General features: G+C 59.6%; 17 protein-coding genes. 5 read left to right on the forward strand and 12 right to left on the reverse strand.

The window, feature by feature from the left end; translation table 11 throughout:
* Positions 1-65: 65 nt before the first annotated feature.
* The 3 genes from N2600_RS22225 to htpX form a co-directional block, all read right to left on the reverse strand.
* Entirely contained in the window at positions 66-1,739 is a 1,674-nt protein-coding gene (locus N2600_RS22225) for a heparinase II/III family protein (protein WP_260297415.1), read from the reverse strand.
* 216 nt (positions 1,740-1,955) lie between these two features.
* Positions 1,956-3,341, reverse strand: a complete 1,386-nt coding sequence (locus N2600_RS22230; RefSeq protein ID WP_260297416.1) for an RsmB/NOP family class I SAM-dependent RNA methyltransferase — start codon at positions 3,339-3,341, stop codon at positions 1,956-1,958.
* A complete protein-coding gene (gene htpX / locus N2600_RS22235) occupies positions 3,332-4,294 on the reverse strand; it encodes a zinc metalloprotease HtpX (RefSeq protein ID WP_162114966.1) in 963 nt (320 codons plus the stop codon). The genes N2600_RS22230 and htpX overlap by 10 nt, the downstream gene beginning before the upstream one ends.
* Before the next feature lie 111 nt (positions 4,295-4,405).
* On the opposite strand from htpX, the gene N2600_RS22240 reads away from it, so the two are divergent.
* The gene (locus N2600_RS22240) at positions 4,406-4,630 is read left to right on the forward strand and encodes a DUF1674 domain-containing protein (protein ID WP_170260837.1); all 225 of its coding nucleotides are present in this window, start codon (positions 4,406-4,408) and stop codon (positions 4,628-4,630) included.
* Between the two features lie 223 nt (positions 4,631-4,853).
* Here N2600_RS22240 and acs read toward each other — a convergent pair whose 3' ends face one another.
* Positions 4,854-6,809, reverse strand: coding sequence for an acetate--CoA ligase (acs, locus tag N2600_RS22245; RefSeq protein WP_017966021.1), 1,956 nt, complete (start codon positions 6,807-6,809; stop codon positions 4,854-4,856).
* Positions 6,810-7,040: 231 nt separating this feature from the next.
* On the opposite strand from acs, the gene N2600_RS22250 reads away from it, so the two are divergent.
* Positions 7,041-7,745, forward strand: coding sequence for a DUF1013 domain-containing protein (locus N2600_RS22250; protein ID WP_007632151.1), 705 nt, complete (start codon positions 7,041-7,043; stop codon positions 7,743-7,745).
* Between the two features lie 183 nt (positions 7,746-7,928).
* Here N2600_RS22250 and N2600_RS22255 read toward each other — a convergent pair whose 3' ends face one another.
* Together N2600_RS22255 and N2600_RS22260 are read right to left on the reverse strand one after the other, a co-directional pair.
* Positions 7,929-9,839: a propionyl-CoA synthetase gene (locus N2600_RS22255; RefSeq protein ID WP_260297417.1), complete on the reverse strand. Its 1,911-nt coding sequence runs from the start codon at positions 9,837-9,839 to the stop codon at positions 7,929-7,931.
* Between the two features lie 82 nt (positions 9,840-9,921).
* Positions 9,922-10,581, reverse strand: coding sequence for a YggS family pyridoxal phosphate-dependent enzyme (locus N2600_RS22260; protein ID WP_170260840.1), 660 nt, complete (start codon positions 10,579-10,581; stop codon positions 9,922-9,924).
* Positions 10,582-10,780: 199 nt separating this feature from the next.
* Between N2600_RS22260 and leuS the strand changes: the two genes are divergently transcribed.
* Genes leuS through holA form a run of 3 tightly spaced genes read left to right on the forward strand, consistent with a single transcriptional unit; the run spans position 10,781 to position 14,973 of the window.
* Positions 10,781-13,411, forward strand: a complete 2,631-nt coding sequence (gene leuS, locus N2600_RS22265) for a leucine--tRNA ligase (RefSeq protein WP_260297418.1) — start codon at positions 10,781-10,783, stop codon at positions 13,409-13,411.
* A complete protein-coding gene (gene lptE / locus N2600_RS22270) occupies positions 13,401-13,922 on the forward strand; it encodes an LPS assembly lipoprotein LptE (protein WP_222384328.1) in 522 nt (173 codons plus the stop codon). The genes leuS and lptE overlap by 11 nt, the downstream gene beginning before the upstream one ends.
* Before the next feature lie 10 nt (positions 13,923-13,932).
* On the forward strand, positions 13,933-14,973 hold the full coding sequence (holA, locus tag N2600_RS22275; protein ID WP_260297419.1) for a DNA polymerase III subunit delta: 1,041 nt from the start codon (positions 13,933-13,935) through the stop codon (positions 14,971-14,973).
* Between the two features lie 51 nt (positions 14,974-15,024).
* Here the strand turns inward: holA and N2600_RS22280 are convergent, their stop codons facing one another.
* The 6 genes from N2600_RS22280 to rho form a co-directional block, all read right to left on the reverse strand.
* On the reverse strand, positions 15,025-15,906 hold the full coding sequence (locus N2600_RS22280) for a ParB/RepB/Spo0J family partition protein (protein ID WP_017966015.1): 882 nt from the start codon (positions 15,904-15,906) through the stop codon (positions 15,025-15,027).
* Between the two features lie 32 nt (positions 15,907-15,938).
* The gene (locus N2600_RS22285) at positions 15,939-16,733 is read right to left on the reverse strand and encodes a ParA family protein (RefSeq protein ID WP_017966014.1); all 795 of its coding nucleotides are present in this window, start codon (positions 16,731-16,733) and stop codon (positions 15,939-15,941) included.
* Positions 16,734-16,752: 19 nt separating this feature from the next.
* Positions 16,753-17,370, reverse strand: coding sequence for a 16S rRNA (guanine(527)-N(7))-methyltransferase RsmG (gene rsmG, locus N2600_RS22290; protein WP_222384325.1), 618 nt, complete (start codon positions 17,368-17,370; stop codon positions 16,753-16,755).
* A 25-nt stretch (positions 17,371-17,395) separates the two neighbouring features.
* Positions 17,396-19,273 carry a tRNA uridine-5-carboxymethylaminomethyl(34) synthesis enzyme MnmG gene (gene mnmG / locus N2600_RS22295; RefSeq protein ID WP_260297422.1) on the reverse strand — a complete coding sequence of 626 codons (1,878 nt, stop codon included), beginning with the start codon at positions 19,271-19,273 and terminating at the stop codon, positions 17,396-17,398.
* Between the two features lie 70 nt (positions 19,274-19,343).
* The gene (gene mnmE / locus N2600_RS22300) at positions 19,344-20,663 is read right to left on the reverse strand and encodes a tRNA uridine-5-carboxymethylaminomethyl(34) synthesis GTPase MnmE (protein ID WP_260297423.1); all 1,320 of its coding nucleotides are present in this window, start codon (positions 20,661-20,663) and stop codon (positions 19,344-19,346) included.
* Positions 20,664-20,765: 102 nt separating this feature from the next.
* Positions 20,766-22,031, reverse strand: a complete 1,266-nt coding sequence (rho, locus tag N2600_RS22305; protein ID WP_011654069.1) for a transcription termination factor Rho — start codon at positions 22,029-22,031, stop codon at positions 20,766-20,768.
* Positions 22,032-22,156 lie beyond the last annotated feature (125 nt).

The following is a 22,156-nucleotide window of genomic DNA, read 5'->3' on the forward strand; positions in this document are numbered from 1 at the left end:
ATACCTTACTTTTTTGGTGTGGGTGCGATCCCAATCTTCGGCCACTCGGCTGAAATCATCCGCCTCTAGCTTTTACGAGATAGGAACCAGCGGATTTCTGTCTTCTCGGCAAGATCGAAGTCGATTTCGATCTGGTCCGAACCGCAGATGCCGGAGCTGTCGGCGAAGAAAATATCCTCGGCGATCAGCACTTCATTGCCGGGCGCCGAAAACAGCCAGCTTTCGCCGTCCGGCGCCGTCAGCAGCACGGACTCTCCGTCACTCTGAAGCAGGACGATCGAGGGATGGATATGAAAACGGGCGACGGCCTTCAGAGGCTCGTCATGCTCATGTCCTTCGCGGACGACGAGCCGGTCGCGGCCTGTCATGATCGAGCCTGCGGCATTGAGCGTCAGCTCACGCTCGTGCAGCACCCCGAACACCCTGAGATAACCGTCATGGCTGAGCTTGATGCCGTCGCGTCCGTCCTCGGTTTCGGCACGTTCGACAGTGATTGTTCTCACCGGTTCGGTAATCGCGTGACTGAGGAAGGGTGAGAGCGAAAAACGGCTGGATGAGGTGTCGTTGAGGATGACGGTCGAATGTGCCGCCGTCGTGCGCGCCATCTGGACATAGCGGTGCCCGGCAAATTTCGGCGAACCGGAATTGACGATGAAGCGATGGCGGCCGGACGACATCTCGAAAGAGAGGCTGCCGGCATGCGCGGTCCGAAGCGCACCTCCCGAAGGCGGCGTGCCGGTATCTGCAATGATCACCGTCTTGCCTCCCGAAAGCCGCTGATAACGCGAATGCGGTAAAGCCTTGAACGGCTGACCGGCTGTCTCGTCATATCGCAGCACGGACATCAGCTCGTTTGCGAGCGTCGACGTCGCCCCGTTGAAGAGCGCCAGATCCCCGTCCTGATGGCGAAAAAACCGCAGTGCCGGATAGATGCGGTCTATGCCGGAGATCAGCTTCTGTGGCAGGTCATGGCCGAGATTGACATAGGTCTGCCGGAGCGGCAGCAGATCGAGCAGCAATTCCAGCCCGACGCGCGGATTGCGCGACACATGGCCGCCATCCGGTAGAATCTGGCTGTCGAATTCGCGGTCGAGTGCCTGCGCCGCCCTTCTCAGTGTAGAGGCGCGCGCCGGCATGGCGACGGAGGCCATGGCGAGCGCGATACGCAGCCGAAACAGCTCCAGGCCGCCGAGAGTAAACGGCGCCATGCGGTGCAGGAACCTCACCTGGAACGCCAGCGATTTCATGAAGCGACGATAGAAGCCGCGGTCGGCGTTCTGCAGCACCACCGGCGAATGCGACAGCCAGGCGATAACGCGTTGGGCGGTGACGTCGGTCTCCCAGGCAATCCCCTCCATACGTCCGGCATGGATGGAAAGCCAGCTGTCGACGATCGCGCGGGCGGCAGCCGAACTGCGCTCCGTCTTGTTCGCCCGCATATGCCGCAGCCAGCCGAAGCTATGAAGACGGATCGCGAAGGGGCGCGAGGGCAGGGTGAAGGTGAAGGGCGACTTCTCGTTGGTTTCCAGCATGCGCCCGGCCAGGAGAAACCGTCCGTTGAGAATCTCGTCGGCCACATGCGGATCGATGCTGCGCAGATCGGTCGGCGCGACGATCAGGCGCTCGGGCACCTTGATCGAATGACGAAAGAGCTTCAGGCGCAGCAACGCGACGCGGCGCAAGGCGCGCCGCCAAGCCTCCCGAACATACATGCTCGCAAAACGTCGACCGGACTGCATATTCTATTGTCTATTGACCCTCGTGGTTAAGAATAGGTGAAAAGTGGCCGATTTCATCGTCCGCAATGAATTAATTCGTGACAAGGTTCGAATATACGCACATTAACGCGTTTCACCTGAAATCATGCGGGCGGTTTTGGAGAGCGGCATGCGTGAAACGAGGCGATGAAACGCCTCGTATAGCCCAGGCTCACCGCCAGCGCTCAAGCCTTGCCATCAGGCCACGCGCCGCAGCACGGCCGCATAGAAGCCGTCGAGGCCGGAGGCAATGCCGTCAGGCATTTTCGCCATCGTGGGAAGCGTGCGGAATTCGCCGAGCGGCGTGATCGCTGCCTCAAGGCTGGGCCAGTCCCCGGCGCTGATCGGAACGCGCTCAACCGCATCCGTATCGGCAAGTATACGGGCGACGACGTCCTCACCCTCGACAGGATCGAGCGAACAATTCGAAAAAACCAGCGTGCCGCCCGGCTTCAGCAATGTCAGCGCATGCCGCAGCAGCCGTTCCTGCAGCGCCGCCAGCCTGGCGATATCCTCAGGCCCCTTGGTCCACAACACGTCAGGATGCCGGCGTGTCGTGCCGGTAGAAGAGCAGGGCGCATCGAGCAGAATCGCGTCGAAACGCTCCGTTGGCTCGAATGTCGTCAAATCTGCCTGGATCGTCTCCGCCTCGAGGCCGAGCCGGCCGAGGTTCGACCGCAGCCGTCTCAGCCGATTTTCCGACTGGTCGAGTGCGGTGACTGCGCCGCCGGCAAGGATGAGCTGCGCCGTCTTGCCGCCAGGCGCGGCACAGAGATCGGCGGTGCGTTTGCCCGAGAGATCGCCGAAAAGTTTCGCCGGGATGCTTGCCGCGGCATCCTGAACCCACCATGCGCCGTCGTCGAAGCCTTCGAGCGAAGGGATGCCGCCGTCGAAAGCGGCGAGCCGCACGCCGCCGGTGGGCAGGACGACGCCGTTCAACCGCTTCGCCCAGCCTTCGGGGTCGGACTTGACGGTCAGATCGATCGCGGCCGGTTCGAGCTGGGATTCCGAAATCGCCAGCGCCGCGTCCCGGCCATAGGCCTTTTCCAGCCTGGCGATGAACCAGGCCGGCATCGGAGCGACCTTGCCGATCTCATCGAGCACCTGCTCCTTCTCGCGGCCGAGCCGGCGGAGGATGGCATTGACCAGCTTGGCGAAACGACGATTGCGCGGATCCTGATTGGCCTGCTCGACGGCAAGATCGACGGCCGAATGATCCGGCACGTCGAGATAGAGGATCTGCGCCGCCCCGATTGCCAGCACGTGATGCAGCGCCCTTGCACCCTCCGGCAGCGGCGAATCCAGCAGCCCGGCAATCGCGGCATCGATACGCGGCAAATGGCGCAGCGTCGTGTTCAGGATGGCGCGGACGAGCGCCCGGTCGCTTTCGCCGAGCGCCCTATAGGCCGGATTGCCGTGTTCATGATCGAGAGCGCCGTCGAGCGGCAGCTTGCGATCGATGACGGCAGCAAGAATTTTTGCCGCTGCAGCCCGGGCCTGTAGGCCAGGCTTATCAGGCGCAGAGCGCTCGGTGGAGGGCTTATGCTTGCGGAATGGCTTCGTGCCGTCTGAATTCAAGACCACGGACCTTTTGGCGGTTGCGAACCACCGCGACCAAGACCCGTATCCGGAACAGAGCGCGATTTGCGCGACGGATTAGCAGCACGAGCAGGCTGCGTCGAGACATTCATGCCGCCTTGCGCCATGTCGTGCAGCGCGGCGATGCGGTTTTCCGTGTTCGGATGCGTGGAAAACAGATTGTCCATGCGCTCGCCGGAGAGCGGATTGATGATGAACATATGCGCCGTCGCCGGGTTGCGCTCGGCATCCGCGTTCGGCACGTGGGCAGCACCACGCGCGATCTTGCCAAGCGCCGAAGCGAGCCAGAGAGGATTGCCGCAGATTTCGGCGCCGCGGCGGTCGGCCGAATATTCGCGCGTGCGGCTGATCGCCATCTGCACCAGCATGGCGGCGAGCGGTGCGACGATCATCGCGACGAGGACGCCGACGATACCGAGCGGATTATTGTTGTTGTCGCGATTGCCGCCGAAGAAGAAGGCGAAGTTGCCGAGCATCGAGATCGCGCCGGCAAGCGTTGCCGTGATCGTCATGGTCAGCGTGTCGCGGTTCTGGATATGGGCGAGCTCATGCGCCATAACGCCTGCGACCTCCTCGGGAGACAAGGCAGCGAGCAGGCCGGTCGAGGCGGCGACGGCGGCATTGTCGGGATTGCGGCCGGTGGCAAAGGCATTCGGCTGCGGGCTGTCATAGAGATAGACCTTCGGCATCGGCAGACCGGCATTGCGGGCGAGATCGCGCACGATCCGGAAGAATTCCGGCGCATTGCGCTCATCGATCTCCTGAGCGCGATAGGCCGCAAGCACCATGCGGTCGGAATTCCAGTAGGAGAAGAAATTCATGCCGGCGGCAATGACGAACGCGATCATCATGCCGGCCCGACCACCGATCAGGAAGCCGACAAACATGAAAAGCGCCGTCATGAAGGCAAGCAACATGGCAGTGCGAACGAGGTTCATTGCGGATCTCCATCTCCGATTTCGGCGTCACAAGCTTTCAATCCCGGCACCGGCGCATTATGATTTGGTTATTCACCAGCCATTTTCAATATTTTCCGGCAGGAGACGGCCATGCAGGACGCCGATAACGACAATAGCGAAACGCCGACGGCCGAAGGAACGGAGCCGCCGCGCAAGATACTATCCCCGGCTGCCAGACGCGCCCTTGCCGAAGCCGAAGAGCGGCGAGAGAAACAGAAACCGCTGGAGTTGCCGCCTGAGATCGGCGGCCGCGGCGGAGCCGAGCCAGCACGCTTCGGCGATTACGAAATCAATGGCCGAGCGATCGATTTCTAAGTCAATATTCCTATTGGCTCCCTCGTCATGGCCGAGAATCCGGCTAACGAAATTTAGGCGACGGGTATTTGACCGCATTCTGGCGGGTGTCACCTCGCCGGCAATCTTCTCTCCGGGGGCTTCGCCCGTGGATATGTTGGAGGCCGCAAGCCACGCAGCAGGAATGAGCAAGCAAAGTGAGCCGCCCCGGAAAGCCCGAACGGGCTGGAGCGGCTCGATCCGATCAGGCGGTCGCCTTGTTCTGCCGGTTGGCGATCAGATCGTCGACGACTGCCGGATCGGCAAGCGTCGATGTGTCGCCGAGCGCACCGAAATCGTCTTCGGCAATCTTGCGCAGGATGCGGCGCATGATCTTGCCGGAACGCGTCTTCGGCAGGCCCGGCGCAAACTGGATCTTGTCGGGCGAAGCGATCGGGCCGATTTCGGCCCGCACATGCTTTACCAGTTCCTGGCGAAGCGTATCCGATCCCTCGTGACCGGCCATCAGCGTCACGTAGCAATAGATGCCCTGGCCCTTGATCGGATGCGGATAACCGACGACCGCGGCTTCCGAAACCTGATTGTGCGACACGAGCGCGGATTCCACCTCCGCCGTGCCGAGCCGGTGGCCGGAGACGTTCAGCACGTCGTCGACGCGGCCGGTGATCCAGTAATAACCGTCCGCATCGCGCCGGCAGCCGTCGCCGGTGAAATACTTGCCCTTGTAGGTGGCGAAATAGGTCTGGATGAAGCGCTCGTGGTCACCATAGACGGTACGCATCTGGCCCGGCCAGCTGTCGGTGATGCAGAGATTGCCGTCGGCAGGGCCTTCCAGCACCTTGCCCTCATTGTCGACCAGCTCAGGCTTGACGCCGAAGAACGGCGTCGCCGCCGAACCGGGCTTCAGATCGGTGGCGCCGGGCAGCGGCGTGATCATATGGCCGCCGGTTTCCGTCTGCCACCATGTATCGATAACAGGGCAGCGCTTGTCGCCGACGACATTGTAATACCACTCCCAGGCCTCCGGATTGATCGGTTCGCCGACTGTGCCGAGCAGCCGCAGCGAGGAGCGCGAGGAGCGCGTGACGAAGTCGTCGCCGGCACCCATCAGCGAGCGGATCGCCGTCGGCGCCGTATAGAAGATGTTGACCTTGTGCTTGTCGATGACTTCCCAGAAACGCCCCTGATCCGGGAAGTTCGGCACGCCCTCGAACATCAGCGTCGTCGCGCAATTCGCAAGCGGCCCATAGACGATATAGGAGTGGCCGGTGACCCAGCCGACATCGGCCGTACACCAATAGACGTCGCCGTGGTGATAATCGAAGACATATTCATGCGTCATCGCGGCATAGACGAGGTAACCGCCGGTCGTATGCAGCACGCCCTTCGGCTTGCCGGTCGAGCCTGACGTATAAAGAATGAAGAGCGGATCCTCCGCCTTCATCTTCACCGGCGGGCATTCCGCCTTCACCGTGGCAATTTCCTGGTGGTACCAGAGATCGCGGCCGGGCGCCCAACCGGTCTTGCCGCCGGTGCGGCGAACGACCAGCACCTTGCTGACATTGACATGCTGGCGGGCGGCGATATGGATCGCGGTATCGGTATTGTCCTTCAGCGGCACCGGCTTGCCGCCACGCAGGCCTTCGTCGCAGGTGATGACGAAGGTGGATTCGCAGTCGACAATGCGCCCGGCCAGCGCCTCGGGCGAGAAACCGCCGAAGACGACCGAATGCACCGCGCCGATGCGGGCGCAGGCGAGCATCGCATAGGCCGCTTCCGGGATCATCGGCATATAGATGGTGACGCGATCGCCCTTCTTGACGCCGTGCTTCTTCAACACGTTCGCCATCCGGCAGACGTGCTCGTAGAGTTCGTTATAGGTGACCTTCTTGTCGATATAGGGGTTGTCGCCCTCCCAGATGATCGCCACCTGGTCGCCATTCGTTTTCAGATGACGGTCGATGCAGTTGTAGGAGACGTTTGTCTGACCGTCCTCGAACCACTTGATCGACACCTTGCCGGTAAAGGAAGTGTTCTTGACCTTGGTATAGGGCTTGAACCAGTCGATCCGCTTGCCGTGCTTGCCCCAGAACTTGTCCGGGTTCTCGACGCTTTCCTCGTACCATTTCAGGTACTTTTCCTTATCGATCAGGGCGCGCGCCTTCACCGGCTTCGTGACCGGATAGATCTTCTCCGACATGCAACTCCTCCTCATGAGACATGCGACGGGCCGCGTGAGCTAGCAGGGCCCGGACTTGAAATCACGGCAATTCATAGCAGTTCGCACCGCCACGGCAATTAGACGAAGGTCATTTCATTTCGGAAGAATTGCAATTCTGCGACAGTGCGGTTATATACCGGCATATTTCCCGGACATTGTGGTGACAATCCACGGACCGCGACCGGCGCGGACGATAGAAGGACTATATCCATGGCTCAAACACTGCTCATGCCGAAGGCGACAGCCATCTGGCTCGTCGACAATACGGCACTGTCTTTCGATCAGATTGCGCAGTTCTGCAAACTGCATCCGCTCGAAGTCAAGGCGATCGCCGATGGCGAAGCGGCGCAGGGCATCAAGGGCCTCGACCCGATCTCGACAGGACAGCTTTCCCGCGACGAGATTGCCCGCGCCGAGGCCAATCCGAACCACAAGCTGAAGCTTTCCGAACCGAAGGTGCGGGTGCCGGAATCCAAGCGCCGCGGTCCGCGTTATACGCCGGTTTCCAAGCGTCAGGATCGCCCGAACGCCATTCTCTGGCTCGTTCGCAACCATCCGGAACTGAAGGACGCGCAGATTTCCCGCCTGGTCGGCACCACGAAGTCGACCATCGAGCAAATCCGCGAGCGCACCCACTGGAACTCCGCCAACCTGGCGCCGATGGATCCGGTCACGCTCGGCCTCTGCAGCCAGATCGATCTCGACATGGAAGTGGAAAAGGCCTCCAAGGGCCGTCCGCTGCCGACCGCTGCCGAGCTTGGCGCGACGCTGCAATCGGCACAGGAGACCGAGCGCCTGACCCCGAGCTACGAGCGCGAGGAGGAAAAGGAAAAGGAAATCGACGCCGACGCCGTCTTCCGCAAGCTGAGCTCGCTGCGCTCGGCCCCGAAGGACGAGGACGACGATCAGTACTGAGATATCAGTAATTTCATGAAAAACCCCGCCGGTATGAGCTGACTGGCGGGGTTTTTTATTGCGGATGGCCTGTTTCGAATTAGCTGCGGAACAGGGTCAGAATGTTCTGCGCCGAACTGTTGGCGATCGAGAGCGACTGGGTAGCAGGCCGGTAACGGCGACCGCGTCATGCATAACCTGCTGTCACATCGGCAGGGAGCCTAAACCGCGCCTGCGCAGCGCCTCGGCGATTTCCTCCAAAATCGTTGGATCATCGATGGTTGCAGGCATTTTCCAGGGTATGCCGTCGGCGATCTTCTGCATCGTGCCGCGCAGGATTTTGCCGGAGCGCGTCTTCGGCAAGCGGTTAACGGTAATGGCCGTCTTGAAGGCGGCGACAGGTCCGATCGAATCACGAATCATCGCCACGACCTCCGATTCGATCGCCGTCGCGTCACGGGAAACATGTCGTTTCAGCACCAGGAAACCGCAGGGCGCCTGGCCCTTCAGCACATCGATGACGCCGATGACAGCGCATTCGGCGACATCGGGATGACGCGCACAGACCTCCTCCATCGCCCCTGTCGAGAGCCGATGACCGGCGCAATTGATGATGTCGTCGGTGCGCGACATGATGAAGAGATAGCCGTCTTCGTCGACATAACCGGCGTCGGCCGTCTTGTAGTAGCCGGGAAACTCATCGAGATAGGCCGAGCGGAAACGCTCGTCCGCGTTCCAGAGAGTCGGCAGGCAGCCGGGCGGCAAGGGCAGCTTCACGACGATATTGCCGAGCGTTCCCGCCTCGATCGGATGACCGGCATCGTCGAGCACCGCAATATCATAGCCGGGCATCGGCAGCGCCGGCGAACCGTGCTTGATGGGAAGGACGCCGAGGCCGAGCGGATTTGCCGCGATCGGCCAGCCGGTCTCCGTCTGCCACCAATGATCGATGACGGGTATGCCAAGCATGCGCTCGGCCCATTTCAACGTCTCCGGATCCGCCCTCTCGCCGGCAAGAAACAGTGCCCGTAGATCCGGCATGGGATACTGGCGCATCAGTTCACCGTCACCGTCCTCCCGCCGGATGGCGCGGAAGGCCGTCGGCGCCGTGAACAGCACCCGCACTCGATACTCCGAAACGATGCGCCAGAATGTGCCTGCATCCGGAGTGCCGACCGGTTTTCCCTCGAAGATCAGCGTGGTTACGCCAGCGAGCAGAGGGGCATAGACGATATAGGAATGTCCGACGACCCAGCCGATATCCGAAGCCGTCCAGAAGACCTCGCCCGGCTTCAGGTCGTAGATATTCCGCATCGACCAGTTGAGCGCGACCATATGGCCGCCATTGTCGCGCACGACGCCCTTCGGCTGACCCGTCGTGCCCGAGGTATAGAGGATGTAGAGCGGATCGGTCGCCTTGACGGGGACACAGGCGATCTCGGCGCCACGATGCTGCGCCACCGCCACCTCGAAATCCTGATCGCGGCCGCTGGCGAGATCTGCCCGAAGCTCCGGCCGCTGCAGCACCAGGCAGCACTCTGGCTTCGAATGCGCGATCTCGATCGCCTGATCGACCAGGGGCTTGTAGGCGACGATGCGACCAGGCTCGAGCCCGCAGCTCGCGGTGATCACCAGCTTCGCACCGCAATCGTCGATGCGCGCCGCAAGTTCGCTGGCGGCAAACCCGCCGAAAACGACGGAGTGAACCGCACCGATGCGGGCGCAGGCGAGCATGGAAAAGACCGCCTGCGGCACCATCGGCATATAGAGGATGACGCGATCGCCTTTGCCGATGCCGCGCTCGAGCAGCGCTGCTGCGATGGCCATCACCTCGCGAAGCATCTCATCATAGGTGAAACGGCGCTTCTCGCCGCTCATTGCGCTGTCGAAGATGACCGCAGTCTCGCCGCCGCGGCCGGCAGCCACATGCCGGTCCACGCAATTGTAGCATGTATTGGTTTCGGCTCCAGAGAACCAGCGGCCATAGACGCCCTCATTGGGCGAAAAAATCCGCTCCGGCGGCTTGAACCAGTCGATGCCGACGGCTGCTTCGCGCCAGAAGGCTTCGGGACCGCGTTTCCAGGCCGCATAGGCCTCATGATAGCCGTTCTGCATTTGCTCCTCCCCAGGACATGCAACCTCGATCTTAAATCTAGACGGGGTGAAGCGAGACAGGAAGCCCGACCAAAGCCGCGTATCAGCGCGCGCCGAAAATCGCCGATCCGACGCGGACGCTTGTGGCGCCGAAGGCGACCGCCGTCTCGTAGTCACCCGACATGCCCATGGACAGCTTTTCGACGCCGCATTTGAGCGCGAGCTTTGCCAGCAAAGCGAAATGCGGCCCGGGATTTTCCTCAGCCGGCGGAATACACATCAACCCTTCGATGGAAAGGCCGAGCTCGTCGCGGCAGAAGGCGACGAAGGCCGACGTCTCTTCCGGAGCGATGCCGGCCTTCTGCGGTTCCAGCCCGGTATTGACCTGGACGTAAAGCCGCAGCACCTTGCCTTGCCGCTTCATCTCCTCGGCAAGCGCGCGGGCGATCTTTTCCCGGTCCACCGTCTCGATGACGTCGAAAAGCGCTACGGCATCCGCCGCCTTGTTCGATTGCAGCGGTCCGATCAGATGCAGCTCGATATCGGGCCGCTCAGCCTTCAGCGTCGGCCACTTGCCCTGGCTTTCCTGCACGCGGTTCTCGCCGAAAACCCGCTGTCCGGCTTCGATGGCCGGTCGGATCGCCTCCGCCTCGAAGGTCTTCGAGACCGCGACGAGCTGAACGGAACCCGCCGGACGACCTGCTTCGCGTTCCGCGGCGGCAATCCGCGACCGTACGTCGTTCAAACGCTCTCGAAGTTCCATCGTTCTGCCTCAACATATCTGAATGAAATGATTGGAATGAACTAGCCAGCCATTCTGTGCTTGCCAAGTCCCGTCTGGGCAAAATCGCCTGGTCACGATCAAGATCGGACGCTTGCAGCACCTGCAAAACTTGACGCTGTAGTGGTTTCATGGTGAAGGTCTCGACCAACTCCCCTGATTTTCCGGAAATACGAATACCATGGCCACCGAACGTTATAATCCGCGCGACGCCGAGCCCCGCTGGCAGCAGAAATGGAATGAAGACAAGGTCTTCGAGACCGACAATGCCGATCCGCGCGAAAAATATTATGTCCTCGAAATGTTCCCCTATCCGTCGGGGCGCATCCATATGGGCCATGTCCGCAATTACGCCATGGGCGATGTCGTCGCCCGCTACAAGCGCGCCCGCGGCTACAACGTGCTGCATCCAATGGGCTGGGACGCCTTCGGCATGCCGGCGGAGAATGCCGCCATGGAGCGTGGCGTTCACCCCGCCTCCTGGACCTACCAGAATATCGCCTCGATGAAGGCGCAGCTGAAGGCCATGGGGCTTTCGCTCGACTGGAGCCGCGAGTTCGCCACCTGCGACGTCGAATATTACCAGCACCAGCAGCATCTCTTTGTGGATTTCCTGGAGAAGGGCCTGGTCTATCGCAAGCAGTCCAAGGTCAACTGGGATCCTGTCGATAATACCGTGCTCGCCAACGAACAGGTAATCGATGGACGCGGCTGGCGTTCCGGTGCGCTCGTCGAACAGCGCGAATTGACGCAATGGTTCTTCAAGATCACCGACTTCAGCCAGGATCTGCTGGACGCGCTGGATACGCTCGACCAGTGGCCGGAAAAAGTGCGCCTGATGCAGAAGAACTGGATCGGCCGTTCGGAGGGCCTGACGATCCGCTGGGAGATCGTGCCGCAAACGGCACCTGCTGGCGAGAGCGAAGTCACGGTCTATACCACCCGGCCGGACACGCTCTTCGGCGCATCTTTCCTGGCGATCGCCGCCGATCATCCGCTGGCGAAGGATGCCGCCGCGAAGAGCCCTGATATTGATGCCTTCTGCGAGGAGTGCCGTCGCGCTGGCACGTCGCTCGCAGCGCTCGAGACCGCCGAAAAGAAGGGCATGGATACCGGTGTCCGCGTCCGGCATCCACTTGATCCCTCTTGGGAGCTGCCCGTCTATATCGCCAATTTCGTCCTGATGGATTACGGCACGGGCGCGATCTTCGGCTGCCCCTCGGGCGACCAGCGCGACCTTGATTTTGCCCGCAAATATGGCCTGCCGGTCGTGGCCGTCGTCATGCCGAGGGATGGCGATGCAACAAGCTTTTCCGTCGGCGACACCGCTTATGACGGCGACGGCGTGATGATCAATTCACGCTTCCTCGACGGCAAGACCACGGAGGAAGCCTTCAATATCGTCGCCGATCGACTGTCTGCCGCTTCGCTCGGCAATGCGCCGCAGGGCGAGCGCAAGGTCAACTTCCGGCTGCGCGACTGGGGTATTTCCCGGCAGCGTTATTGGGGCTGCCCGATCCCGGTGATCCATTGCGATGATTGCGGTGTCGTGCCGGTGCCGAAGGTGGACCTGCCGGTCAAGCTGCCTGACGACGTCGCTTTCGACCAGCCCGGCAATCCGCTCGACCGTCATCCGACCTGGCGTCATGTCTCTTGCCCGAACTGCGGCAAGGATGCACGCCGCGAGACGGATACAATGGATACCTTCGTCGATTCGAGCTGGTATTTCACCCGCTTCACCGCCCCCTGGGAAGATAAGCCGACCGATCCGGAAGCGGCAAACCGCTGGCTGCCGGTCGACCAGTATATCGGCGGCATCGAGCACGCGATCCTGCACCTGCTCTATTCCCGCTTCTTCACCCGCGCCATGCGCGAGACCGGTCACGTCGCCGCCACCGAACCTTTCAAGGGTCTCTTCACCCAGGGCATGGTGGTCCACGAAACCTATAGCCGCGGCGCCGGCGCCGGCCGCGAATGGGTGGCACCCGCCGATATCCGCATCGACGAACTCGACGGCAAACGCCGGGCTTTCCTGCTGACGAACAACGAGGAAGTCGCGATCGGCTCGATCGAGAAAATGTCTAAATCGAAGAAGAACGTCGTCGATCCTGACGATATCATTGCCTCCTACGGCGCCGATACCGCTCGTTTCTTCGTTCTGTCCGACTCCCCGCCGGAGCGCGATGTCATCTGGTCCGAGGCGGGCGTCGAAGGTGCTCATCGCTTTACCCAGCGTCTGTGGCGCCTGATTTCCGAAGCTGCGGACGCGCTCTCTACCGTAGCCCCTGCGCCGGCAACCGATGGGGAAGCGTTGTCAGTCTCGCAGGCTGCCCACAAGACGTTGAAGGCCGTGCAGAACGACTACGACAAGCTCTGGTTCAACAAGGCCGTTGCCCGAATTTATGAACTCGTCAACGCGCTGGCCGCACCGATGACGAAGGTTGCCGCAGGCGAGGGTGATGCCACCTATCGCGCAGCGGTACGCGATGCCGCAGAGATCCTGATTCAGCTTGTCTCTCCGATGACGCCGCACCTGGCTGAGGAATGCTGGGCCGCACTCGGCAACGAAGGGCTGCTTGCCCGGGCAAGCTGGCCGCAGTACGACGAAACACTCGTTATCGAAGATGATGTGGTCCTGCCGGTACAGATCAATGGCAAGAAACGCGCTGAATTGACAATTTCTCGCGATGCAGATCAGAATGCCGTCACCGACGCCGTACTGGATCTCGATGCGGTGAAGAACGCCTTGAACGGACAAGCACCGAAAAAGATCATCGTGGTTCCCCAAAGGATTGTAAACATTGTCGTCTGATATCGCTTGCAAGCTGGCTCGCAATGCCGGCATCGCCATGATCATTGCCTCCGCGGCATTTCTCTCCGCCTGCCAGGTTCGTCCGCTCTACTCCGAGAGTTCCGGTGTTACTGAAAAGCTTTCCTCGGTCGGCTTTTCCCCAGCAGGTAGCCGCGTCGAACAACAAGTTCGTAACCACTTGATTTTCCTAGCGTCACGTGGAGCCGGCGAGCCGGAAAAACCGGAATATCTCGTCGAAATGCACGCCTCGTCGATCGTTGCCGATACGTTGCTGAGGGAATCCGACGATACGTCGCGAGCCGGTCGTGTGACCGTCAGCGTCACCTACACGCTGCGCGCGGCGACCGACAATCATATCATCAAGGCTGGCAGCCGCGCGACCACGGCGCTGGTGGATTTCCCTGACCAGGAGTTCGCCAAGCAGCGCGCAATCCGTGATGCCGAAAACCGTGCGGCAGATCAGGTAGCGGAATTCGTAGGGGCCGATATCGCCGCTGCCCTCAGCCGCTGAGGGCGGAGATGTGGCCGAGATAAAATCCCACGAATTTGAGACCTTCCTGCAGAAATCGGCACGGAACTATCGTATTTTCGTCATCTACGGGCCGGATCGCGGCCTTGTTTCCGAACGAGCAGGCTTGCTCGCCGGCAAGAGCGGCGTAGCGCTCGATGATCCTTTCTCGCTGACCAAACTCGATGTCGGCGACCTGCAGAAGGATCCCGGGCGGTTGGTCGACGAGGTCCAGTCGATCGGGTTGTTCGGCGGTGAGAAACTGATCTGGATCCGCGGCGCCGCCAACGAGAAGTACCTCGTCGATTCCCTGGCACTTCTGGCCGAAAAGCCACTCGAAGCCGCCTATCTGATCGTCGAGGCCGGCGACCTGAAGAAGGGCTCGCCGCTGCGCAAGACCGCGGAAGGCGCGCGATCTGTCATGACGATCCCTTCTTACGCCGACGACACCCGCGCCTTGAACGCCTTGATCGATACTGAACTTAGCGCAGAGAAGCTCGGCATTACGCCGGCGGCGCGCCAAGCGCTAATCGCGTTGATCGGGGGCGATCGGATCGCTTCGCGAAACGAGGTGCGCAAGCTCGCGCTTTACTGCCGCGGCTTCGATACGGTCGAAGAACATCACGTGACCGAAATAATCGGCGACGCCAGCGCCATTTCGGTCGACGACGCCGTCGACGCCATTCTCGGCGGTGATCTCAGTGCATTTCTACATACCATGCAAAAGATCAGCAGCTCGAAAACGGCGATCTTTCTGGTTCTCCAGGCATGCCTGAAACAATTCCAGCTTCTGGATTCGATGCGCGCCGAAATGGATGAAAGACGGCTGCAGCCGCCTCAAATCATGCAGACGATGGGGCGGCATTTGCATTTTCGCCGCAAGCCGATCATCGAACAGGCACTGCGCCAGTGGACCGCCGAAAGCATCGCCCGAGAATCCAACCGGCTGCAGGCCGCTATCTTGCAAAGCAGACGGCGACAAGTGCTGGAGGACAGCGTTGCGATGCAAACGCTCCTATCCACCACCCTTCAATCCGGCCGGAAATCCGCCTGACTAGCAACGAGTGAGAGCGTCCTTTGTGCGCCTAAAGGGACGCACGACGCTTTAACGCCTCTCGAGCAAGCGGCAGACTTCCTCGAGCTGCTCCAGTGACTTATAGGAAATTTTGATCTGACCGCCGCTTGCCTTGTGATTGATCGCAACATCAAGGCCGAGCGCATCGGAAAGTGTCCGTTCCAGCGCCAGCGTGTCGGAGTCCTTCTGATCTCGCCGCAAAGCTGGCTGCTGTGGTTCCGATTGGGCCTTGATATTGTTTTGTGCGAGCTTCTCCGCATCACGCACTGACATGCCCTTGGCAACGATCGTACGGGCAAGACTTGCCGGGTCAGATGTCGAAACCAGTGCGCGCGCGTGCCCGGCCGAAAGGCTCCCAGCGGCAAGCAAATCGCGAACCGGATCCGGCAGCTTCAGCAAGCGCAAGGAATTGGCAACGTGGCTGCGGCTTTTACCAATGATTTCTCCAAGGTCGTTCTGAGTGTAACCATATTCCGCAATAAGCTGCTCATAACCCAACGCCTCTTCCAGGGCATTGAGATCCGCGCGCTGCACGTTTTCGACGATGGCGATTTCCAGCGCCGTCTTGTCATCCACATCACGGACAATGACAGGAATCTCGATCAGACCCGCAAGCTGAGCTGCGCGCCAACGTCGCTCGCCGGCGATGATTTCATATCGATCGCGCGACATCGTCCGCACAACAATTGGCTGAACGATACCATGTTGACGAATCGAACTTGCGAGATCGTGGAGCTCTGTGTCATCGAAGAAACGACGAGGGTTACGAGGGTTACGGCTGACGAACTCGATCGGGATCATTCTGTCGGCACTGATAGTCCGCTCGGCTTCCACCGGGACAGGCTGATCCATTTCACCAATCAGCGCCGCAAGGCCGCGGCCCAATCGCCTCTTCGATACATCGTCATTCATGATCTACACTCACCTACACGCCTAAAATGATATCACGCGGCCAGTCTTTGCCGCTCCCGTTGGATGACCTCGGAGGCCAACTGCAGGTAGGCCTGGCTGCCCGCGCACTTCAAATCATAGAGAATAGCCGGCTTGCCGTACGACGGTGCCTCAGAAACCCGGACGTTGCGCGGAATTAACGTGTGGTAAACCTTTTCCCCGAGATGCGTGCGCACGTCATTGACCACCTGCTGGGCAAGATTGTTGCGCGCATCGAACATCGTCAAGACGATCCCTTGAATATCCAGACGCGGATTAACCGTTCGCCGAACCTGGCTGACGGTCTCAAGCAGCTGGCTCAATCCCTCCAGCGCAAAGAATTCACATTGCAATGGCACCAAAACCGAATGCGCCGCCGCCATGGCATTCATCGTCAGCAGATTGAACGACGGTGGGCAGTCCAGAAGAATATAGGAAAATGCCATGGCTTCCGGCGAAGACAAGGCTTTCCGCAATTTGAAGACCCGATCGCTTTGCTGCGAGATCTCCATCTCGATGCCAAGCAAATCCATCGTCGACGGGACGATAAAGAGATTCGGAACCGCTGTCTCGAGAGTCACTTCGGGGATGCCCCGATCTCCAACCATCAGATCGTAGGAAGAGAGTTTGCGATCACGACGATCGATACCAAGGCCAGTGCTGGCATTACCCTGCGGGTCGAGATCGACGATCAAGACGCGCTCGCCAATGGCAGCAAGCGCTGTTGCCAGATTGATTGCTGTGGTCGTCTTGCCAACGCCACCCTTCTGATTTGCGATGGTGATAATCCGATGTCGTTCGCCAGCCATTGCCGCAATATCCGATCTGTTAAACCAAGCGCCGGAGATTTGATACTTCTAAAATAACAGATTCCTGCCCGACGGCGCTCTTATGTTCTACCAGATCGAATTCCCACCGACCACGTGCTTTGTCGATTTCCTTCCGGTAATCCCGGCCTTTATGAAAAAAGCCACGACAATATTCCTTGCCAAGCATCCAAGGGGCCGAATATCCGATTAGCCCCTCAAGATCGGTAAGCGCACGCGCTGAAATCGCACCGCATTCGCCAACCACCGGATAAGCATCTTCGATTCGAATACTATGCACGCTGCCGCGCGCATTTGTCTCCCGCAGCGCCGTGCGCAGAAACGCTGCCTTCTTATGGCTGCTTTCGACCAGATGGACCCATCCACCTTGCAGCTCGGCCAGAAAAATTGCGGTAATAACGCCGGGAAAGCCACCTCCGCTACCGAGGTCAACCCAGGTAACAGGCTGCGGATGAATCTGAAAGATTTGGATGCTATCGGCGATGTGCCGGTGCCAAAGGTCATCGAGTGTCGACGGCGCCACCAGATTAATTGCTTTCGCCCACTTCTGAAACAGCGCGGCAAAGTGTTGCAGCCGTTCCTGTGTTTCACGTGAAACACGCAAACCGTTTAATTCCATTCCGAAAGACTCTCAAATCTTGTAATCAGGCGCTATGACGAGCGGGGGCGGGTAGGCGACGCAAGTGCACAAGCAGCAATGCGATTGCTGCGGGCGTCATCCCTTCAACAATTGCGGCCTGGGCGATGCTGAAAGGTCGAGCAGCGCTGAGTTTTGCCTTGAGCTCGTTCGAAAGACCGGAGAGTACGTCATAATTGAAATCTAGCGGTATCTGCCGGTCTTCGTCGCGTTGCTGATCAGCAATCGCCATGGCTTGTCGATCCAGATAAACCGAATACCCGGCCTCGATTTCCAACGCTTCCGCGACTTTCGGCCCGATCGCGTCAAGCGCCTCCGGCCAAACATGCCGGAGCGCGGCCAGATCGTAATTCGGATAGGACAACAAATCATAGGCAGTTCGGCGCTGCCCATCGAGATTAATATTCAAGCCGGCGCGGCGGGCCTCGTTCGGCGTAACCGTCAGCGACCGCAGCAGCGCTCGGCCACTTTCAATTTCGGCCTGATAGGACGTGAACCGCTGCACGCGCTCGCCGCGCACGCATCCAAGCCGCATGGCCAACGGCGTCAATCGCATGTCGGCATTGTCAGCCCGTAAAGTCAGCCGATATTCCGCCCGGGATGTAAACATTCGATACGGTTCCGTAACGCCACGTGAGGTGAGATCGTCAATCATGACACCGATGTAGGAGCTCGTTCGACTAAAATGGAACGGATCCGAATCGCTGCTTCGCAATGCAGCATTCAACCCGGCTGCCAGACCTTGGGCGGCTGCTTCTTCATATCCGGTGGTCCCATTGATCTGACCGGCGAGAAACAGGCCCCCCAACCGTTTGACCTCAAGCGATGGAGTCAGCTCTCTCGGATCGACATGATCATATTCGATCGCATAGCCCGGCTGCAGTATTCTGGCCGCTTCAAGCCCCGGAATGGTTTTGATGAAGTCTGACTGCACCGCCGCCGGTAGGGAGGTAGAAATCCCGTTCGGATAAACCGTGTCATCGTCCAGTCCCTCGGGTTCGAGAAAGACCTGATGTCCATCCCGCTCTCCGAATTTCACCAGCTTGTCTTCGATTGACGGGCAATAACGAGGCCCGACGCCTTCGATCTGCCCGGAATACATTGCCGAGCGCATAATGTTGTCGACAATGATGCGGTGGGTCGCTTCGGTCGTCCTGGTGACCCCGCATTCGATTTGTGGCGTGGTGATCGCGTCGGTCATGAAGGAGAACGGAACAAGCTCCGCGTCAGCCCCCTGTCGACCAATGGATTGCCAGTCGATCGTCTTTCCATCCAGCCGCGCTGGTGTTCCGGTCTTCAGACGTCCCCGCCGCAGTCCCAGGCGGGCGAGGGTCGCAGACAATCCGATTGACGGTGCTTCACCAACACGCCCGGCTGGTGTCTTTTCCGAACCGATATGAATAAGGCCCCGCAGAAAGGTTCCAGTGGTCAAAACCACCGACGGCGCTTTCAGGGTTCGACCATCCTTCATAATCACGCCGGCGACGCGCCCCTCAACAACGTCCAGATCAAACGCATCGCCTTCGATGATATCCAGGCCTGGCGTCGCTTCGATCGCCGCCAGCATTGCCAAGCGATAAAGCTTTCGATCAGCCTGCGTCCGCGGACCGCGGACCGCCGCACCCTTCTTCTTGTTCAGCATCCTGAACTGAATGCCCGCGACGTCGGCAATACGACCCATCAGGCCGTCCATCGCGTCGATCTCCCGAACCAGATGGCCCTTGCCAAGCCCACCGATTGCTGGATTACACGACATGACGCCAATCGTGTCTCGTCTATGTGTAATCAGAGCGGTTTTCGCCCCGAGGCGCGCAGCTGCGCTGGCAGCCTCCGAGCCTGCATGGCCGCCACCTATCACAATCACATCGAAGGCATTATCCGTCATTCAAGACTCCACATCCGGCAGACGTTTCACGTGAAACCAGCGCAAGCTGGCGCCCAGGGTTTCACGTGAATCATTTGCCGATACAAAACTCCGAGAAGATCACCTCGAGTAGCTGTTCGACGTCCACTCTTCCAGTAATTCTGCCCAAATACTCAGCGGCAATTCGCAGCTGCTCGGTCCGCAGTTCGAGATTCGCATCCGTCTGCGATATTGCCGCATCGAGCGCCGTTAAACATTTCGTTAGCGAATCTTTATGCCGTTGCCGACTGGGGATTGCCATAGACAGGCCGGCAAAACGTTTGTCGACAATATTGCCGATCAACCGGCGTAGTTCCGTCAGACCCTCACCCGTCGCCGTCGAAATCTGCAGATCATACCGATCCGCTGCGATATCGATGAGATCCTTCTTTGTCCCGACAGTAACATGTGGAGAGGCTTGCTCCAAGTCGTCAGGAATCTGGGGATCCGTCATATCAACCAGCATCAGGACGAGATCGGCATCGCCAAGCGCAATACGCGCGCGCCGCACGCCTTCCATTTCGACCCTGTCGTCCGCCTCACGAAGTCCCGCCGTGTCATAGAGCTTGATCAGAAAACCATCAATATCGAGATCAACCTGGAGGACATCGCGCGTGGTTCCGGCAATCTCCGTCACGATTGCCACATCACGACGAGCCAAAGCATTCAACAGGCTCGATTTTCCAGCGTTCGGAGCGCCGGCGATGACGACCTTGAAGCCGTCCCTGATAATCTCGCCGGCCGAAGCTGCCGCCAGGTGATGCTCCATATCAACGCGAAGCTTCCCCATATCGGCCCAGACGATATCCGACACCGACCCCGGAACGTCATCCTCGTCGGGGAAATCAAGTTCCGCCTCGATCAACGCTCGGGCGCGCGTTAATCGTTCCGCCCACGAACCGTAAAGTGTGGAAAGACCGCCTGCGCTGTGTTCGACCGCAAGGCGTCGCTGCATTTCAGTCTCGGCGCTGATGAGGTCGGCCAGTCCTTCGACCTCGACCAGATCAAGTTTGCCGTTTTCAAAGGCGCGGCGGGAGAACTCGCCCTCGACTGCCATTCGAACACCTGGAATATCGCCAAGTGCGTGAAACAGCGCCGCCAGCACCGCTCTGCTGCCGTGGATTTGCAGCTCGGCAACATCCTCGCCGGTAAACGAATTCGGCGCAGGAAAAAATAGCACCAGCCCGCTATCGATCGGCTGATCGTTACGAGCCCGAATCGTCCGGTAAGATGCCTTCCGGGCTGTCGGCACGGATCCGATGAGCCTCACCAATATATCTTTGATCAGGGGACCGCTGATCCGAATGACTGAAACCCCCGAAGGCAGGGCGCCGCTCGATAGCGCATATATGGTATCATTCAACATGGCCATATCGCTTGGTCCATTGGAATCGAAATCGATTCCTCTCAAATAGAAAAGCTGGCGACATCATCACAATGCCTCCAGCTCTTATAGGGTGAATCCGGCTAAGGATTAAGTGTTCATCGAGTCGAAGAAGTCGGAATTATTCTTCGTCTGCTTCAGCTTGTCGATAAGGAATTCGATCGCGTCGGTGGTGCCCATCGGAGCAAGGATGCGGCGGAGCACGAAGATCTTCTGCAGATCCTGGCGTGGAACGAGAAGATCCTCCTTGCGCGTGCCGGACTTCAGGATGTCCATCGCCGGGAAGATGCGCTTGTCGGCTACCTTGCGGTCGAGGACGATTTCCGAGTTGCCGGTACCCTTGAACTCTTCGAAGATCACTTCGTCCATGCGGCTGCCGGTATCGATCAGCGCAGTTGCAATGATCGTCAAGGAGCCGCCTTCCTCGATGTTACGCGCGGCGCCGAAGAAGCGCTTCGGCCGCTGCAGAGCGTTGGCGTCCACACCGCCGGTCAGGACCTTGCCTGACGAGGGAACGACCGTGTTATAGGCACGGCCCAGGCGCGTGATCGAATCGAGCAGGATGACAACGTCGCGTCCGTGTTCGACAAGGCGCTTGGCTTTCTCGATGACCATCTCGGCCACCTGCACGTGACGCACAGCCGGTTCGTCGAAGGTCGAGGAGATAACCTCGCCGCGAACCGAGCGCTGCATGTCGGTTACTTCTTCCGGGCGTTCATCGATCAGCAGGACGATCAGATAGCACTCCGGATGGTTGGCGGTGATCGAATGCGCGATATTCTGCAACAGCACGGTCTTGCCGGTGCGCGGCGGCGCGACGATCAATCCACGCTGGCCCTTGCCGAGCGGCGCCACGAGGTCGATCACACGCGGCGACAGATCCTTGGTGGTGGGAATATCCAGTTCCATCTTGAACCGCTCGTTCGGATAGAGCGGCGTCAGATTGTCGAAATGAACCTTGTGACGGATCTTTTCCGGATCGTCGAAATTGATGGTGTTGACTTTGAGCAGAGCGAAATAGCGCTCGCCTTCCTTCGGCCCGCGGATCGGACCCTCGACGGTATCGCCGGTTTTCAGCGAGAAACGGCGGATCTGCGACGGGGAGATATAAATATCGTCCGGGCCCGGCAGGTAGTTTGCATTGGCCGAACGCAGGAAGCCGAAACCGTCCTGCAGCACTTCGACGACGCCTTCGCCGATGATTTCGACATCCTGGCTGGCAAGCATCTTGAGGATCGCAAACATCAGCTCCTGCTTGCGCATCGTGCTTGCATTCTCGACCTCGAGCGATTCGGCAAATGCCAGCAGATCCGTCGGGGATTTACTCTTAAGTTCCTGAAGCTTCATTTCAGCCATGAAGTGACCAATACTCTTTTCAATTTCAAAGGGGAAAGGCGATGTTGGGTCGTATTCGGTACCGCGAAAGGGCTCGCAGACGACTGAACTCTACACACATGCCACGTAGATGAGATGCGCGGAAA

It is taken from the genome of Rhizobium sp. WSM1274, assembly GCF_025200775.1.
Classification (GTDB): domain Bacteria; phylum Pseudomonadota; class Alphaproteobacteria; order Rhizobiales; family Rhizobiaceae; genus Rhizobium; species Rhizobium leguminosarum_I.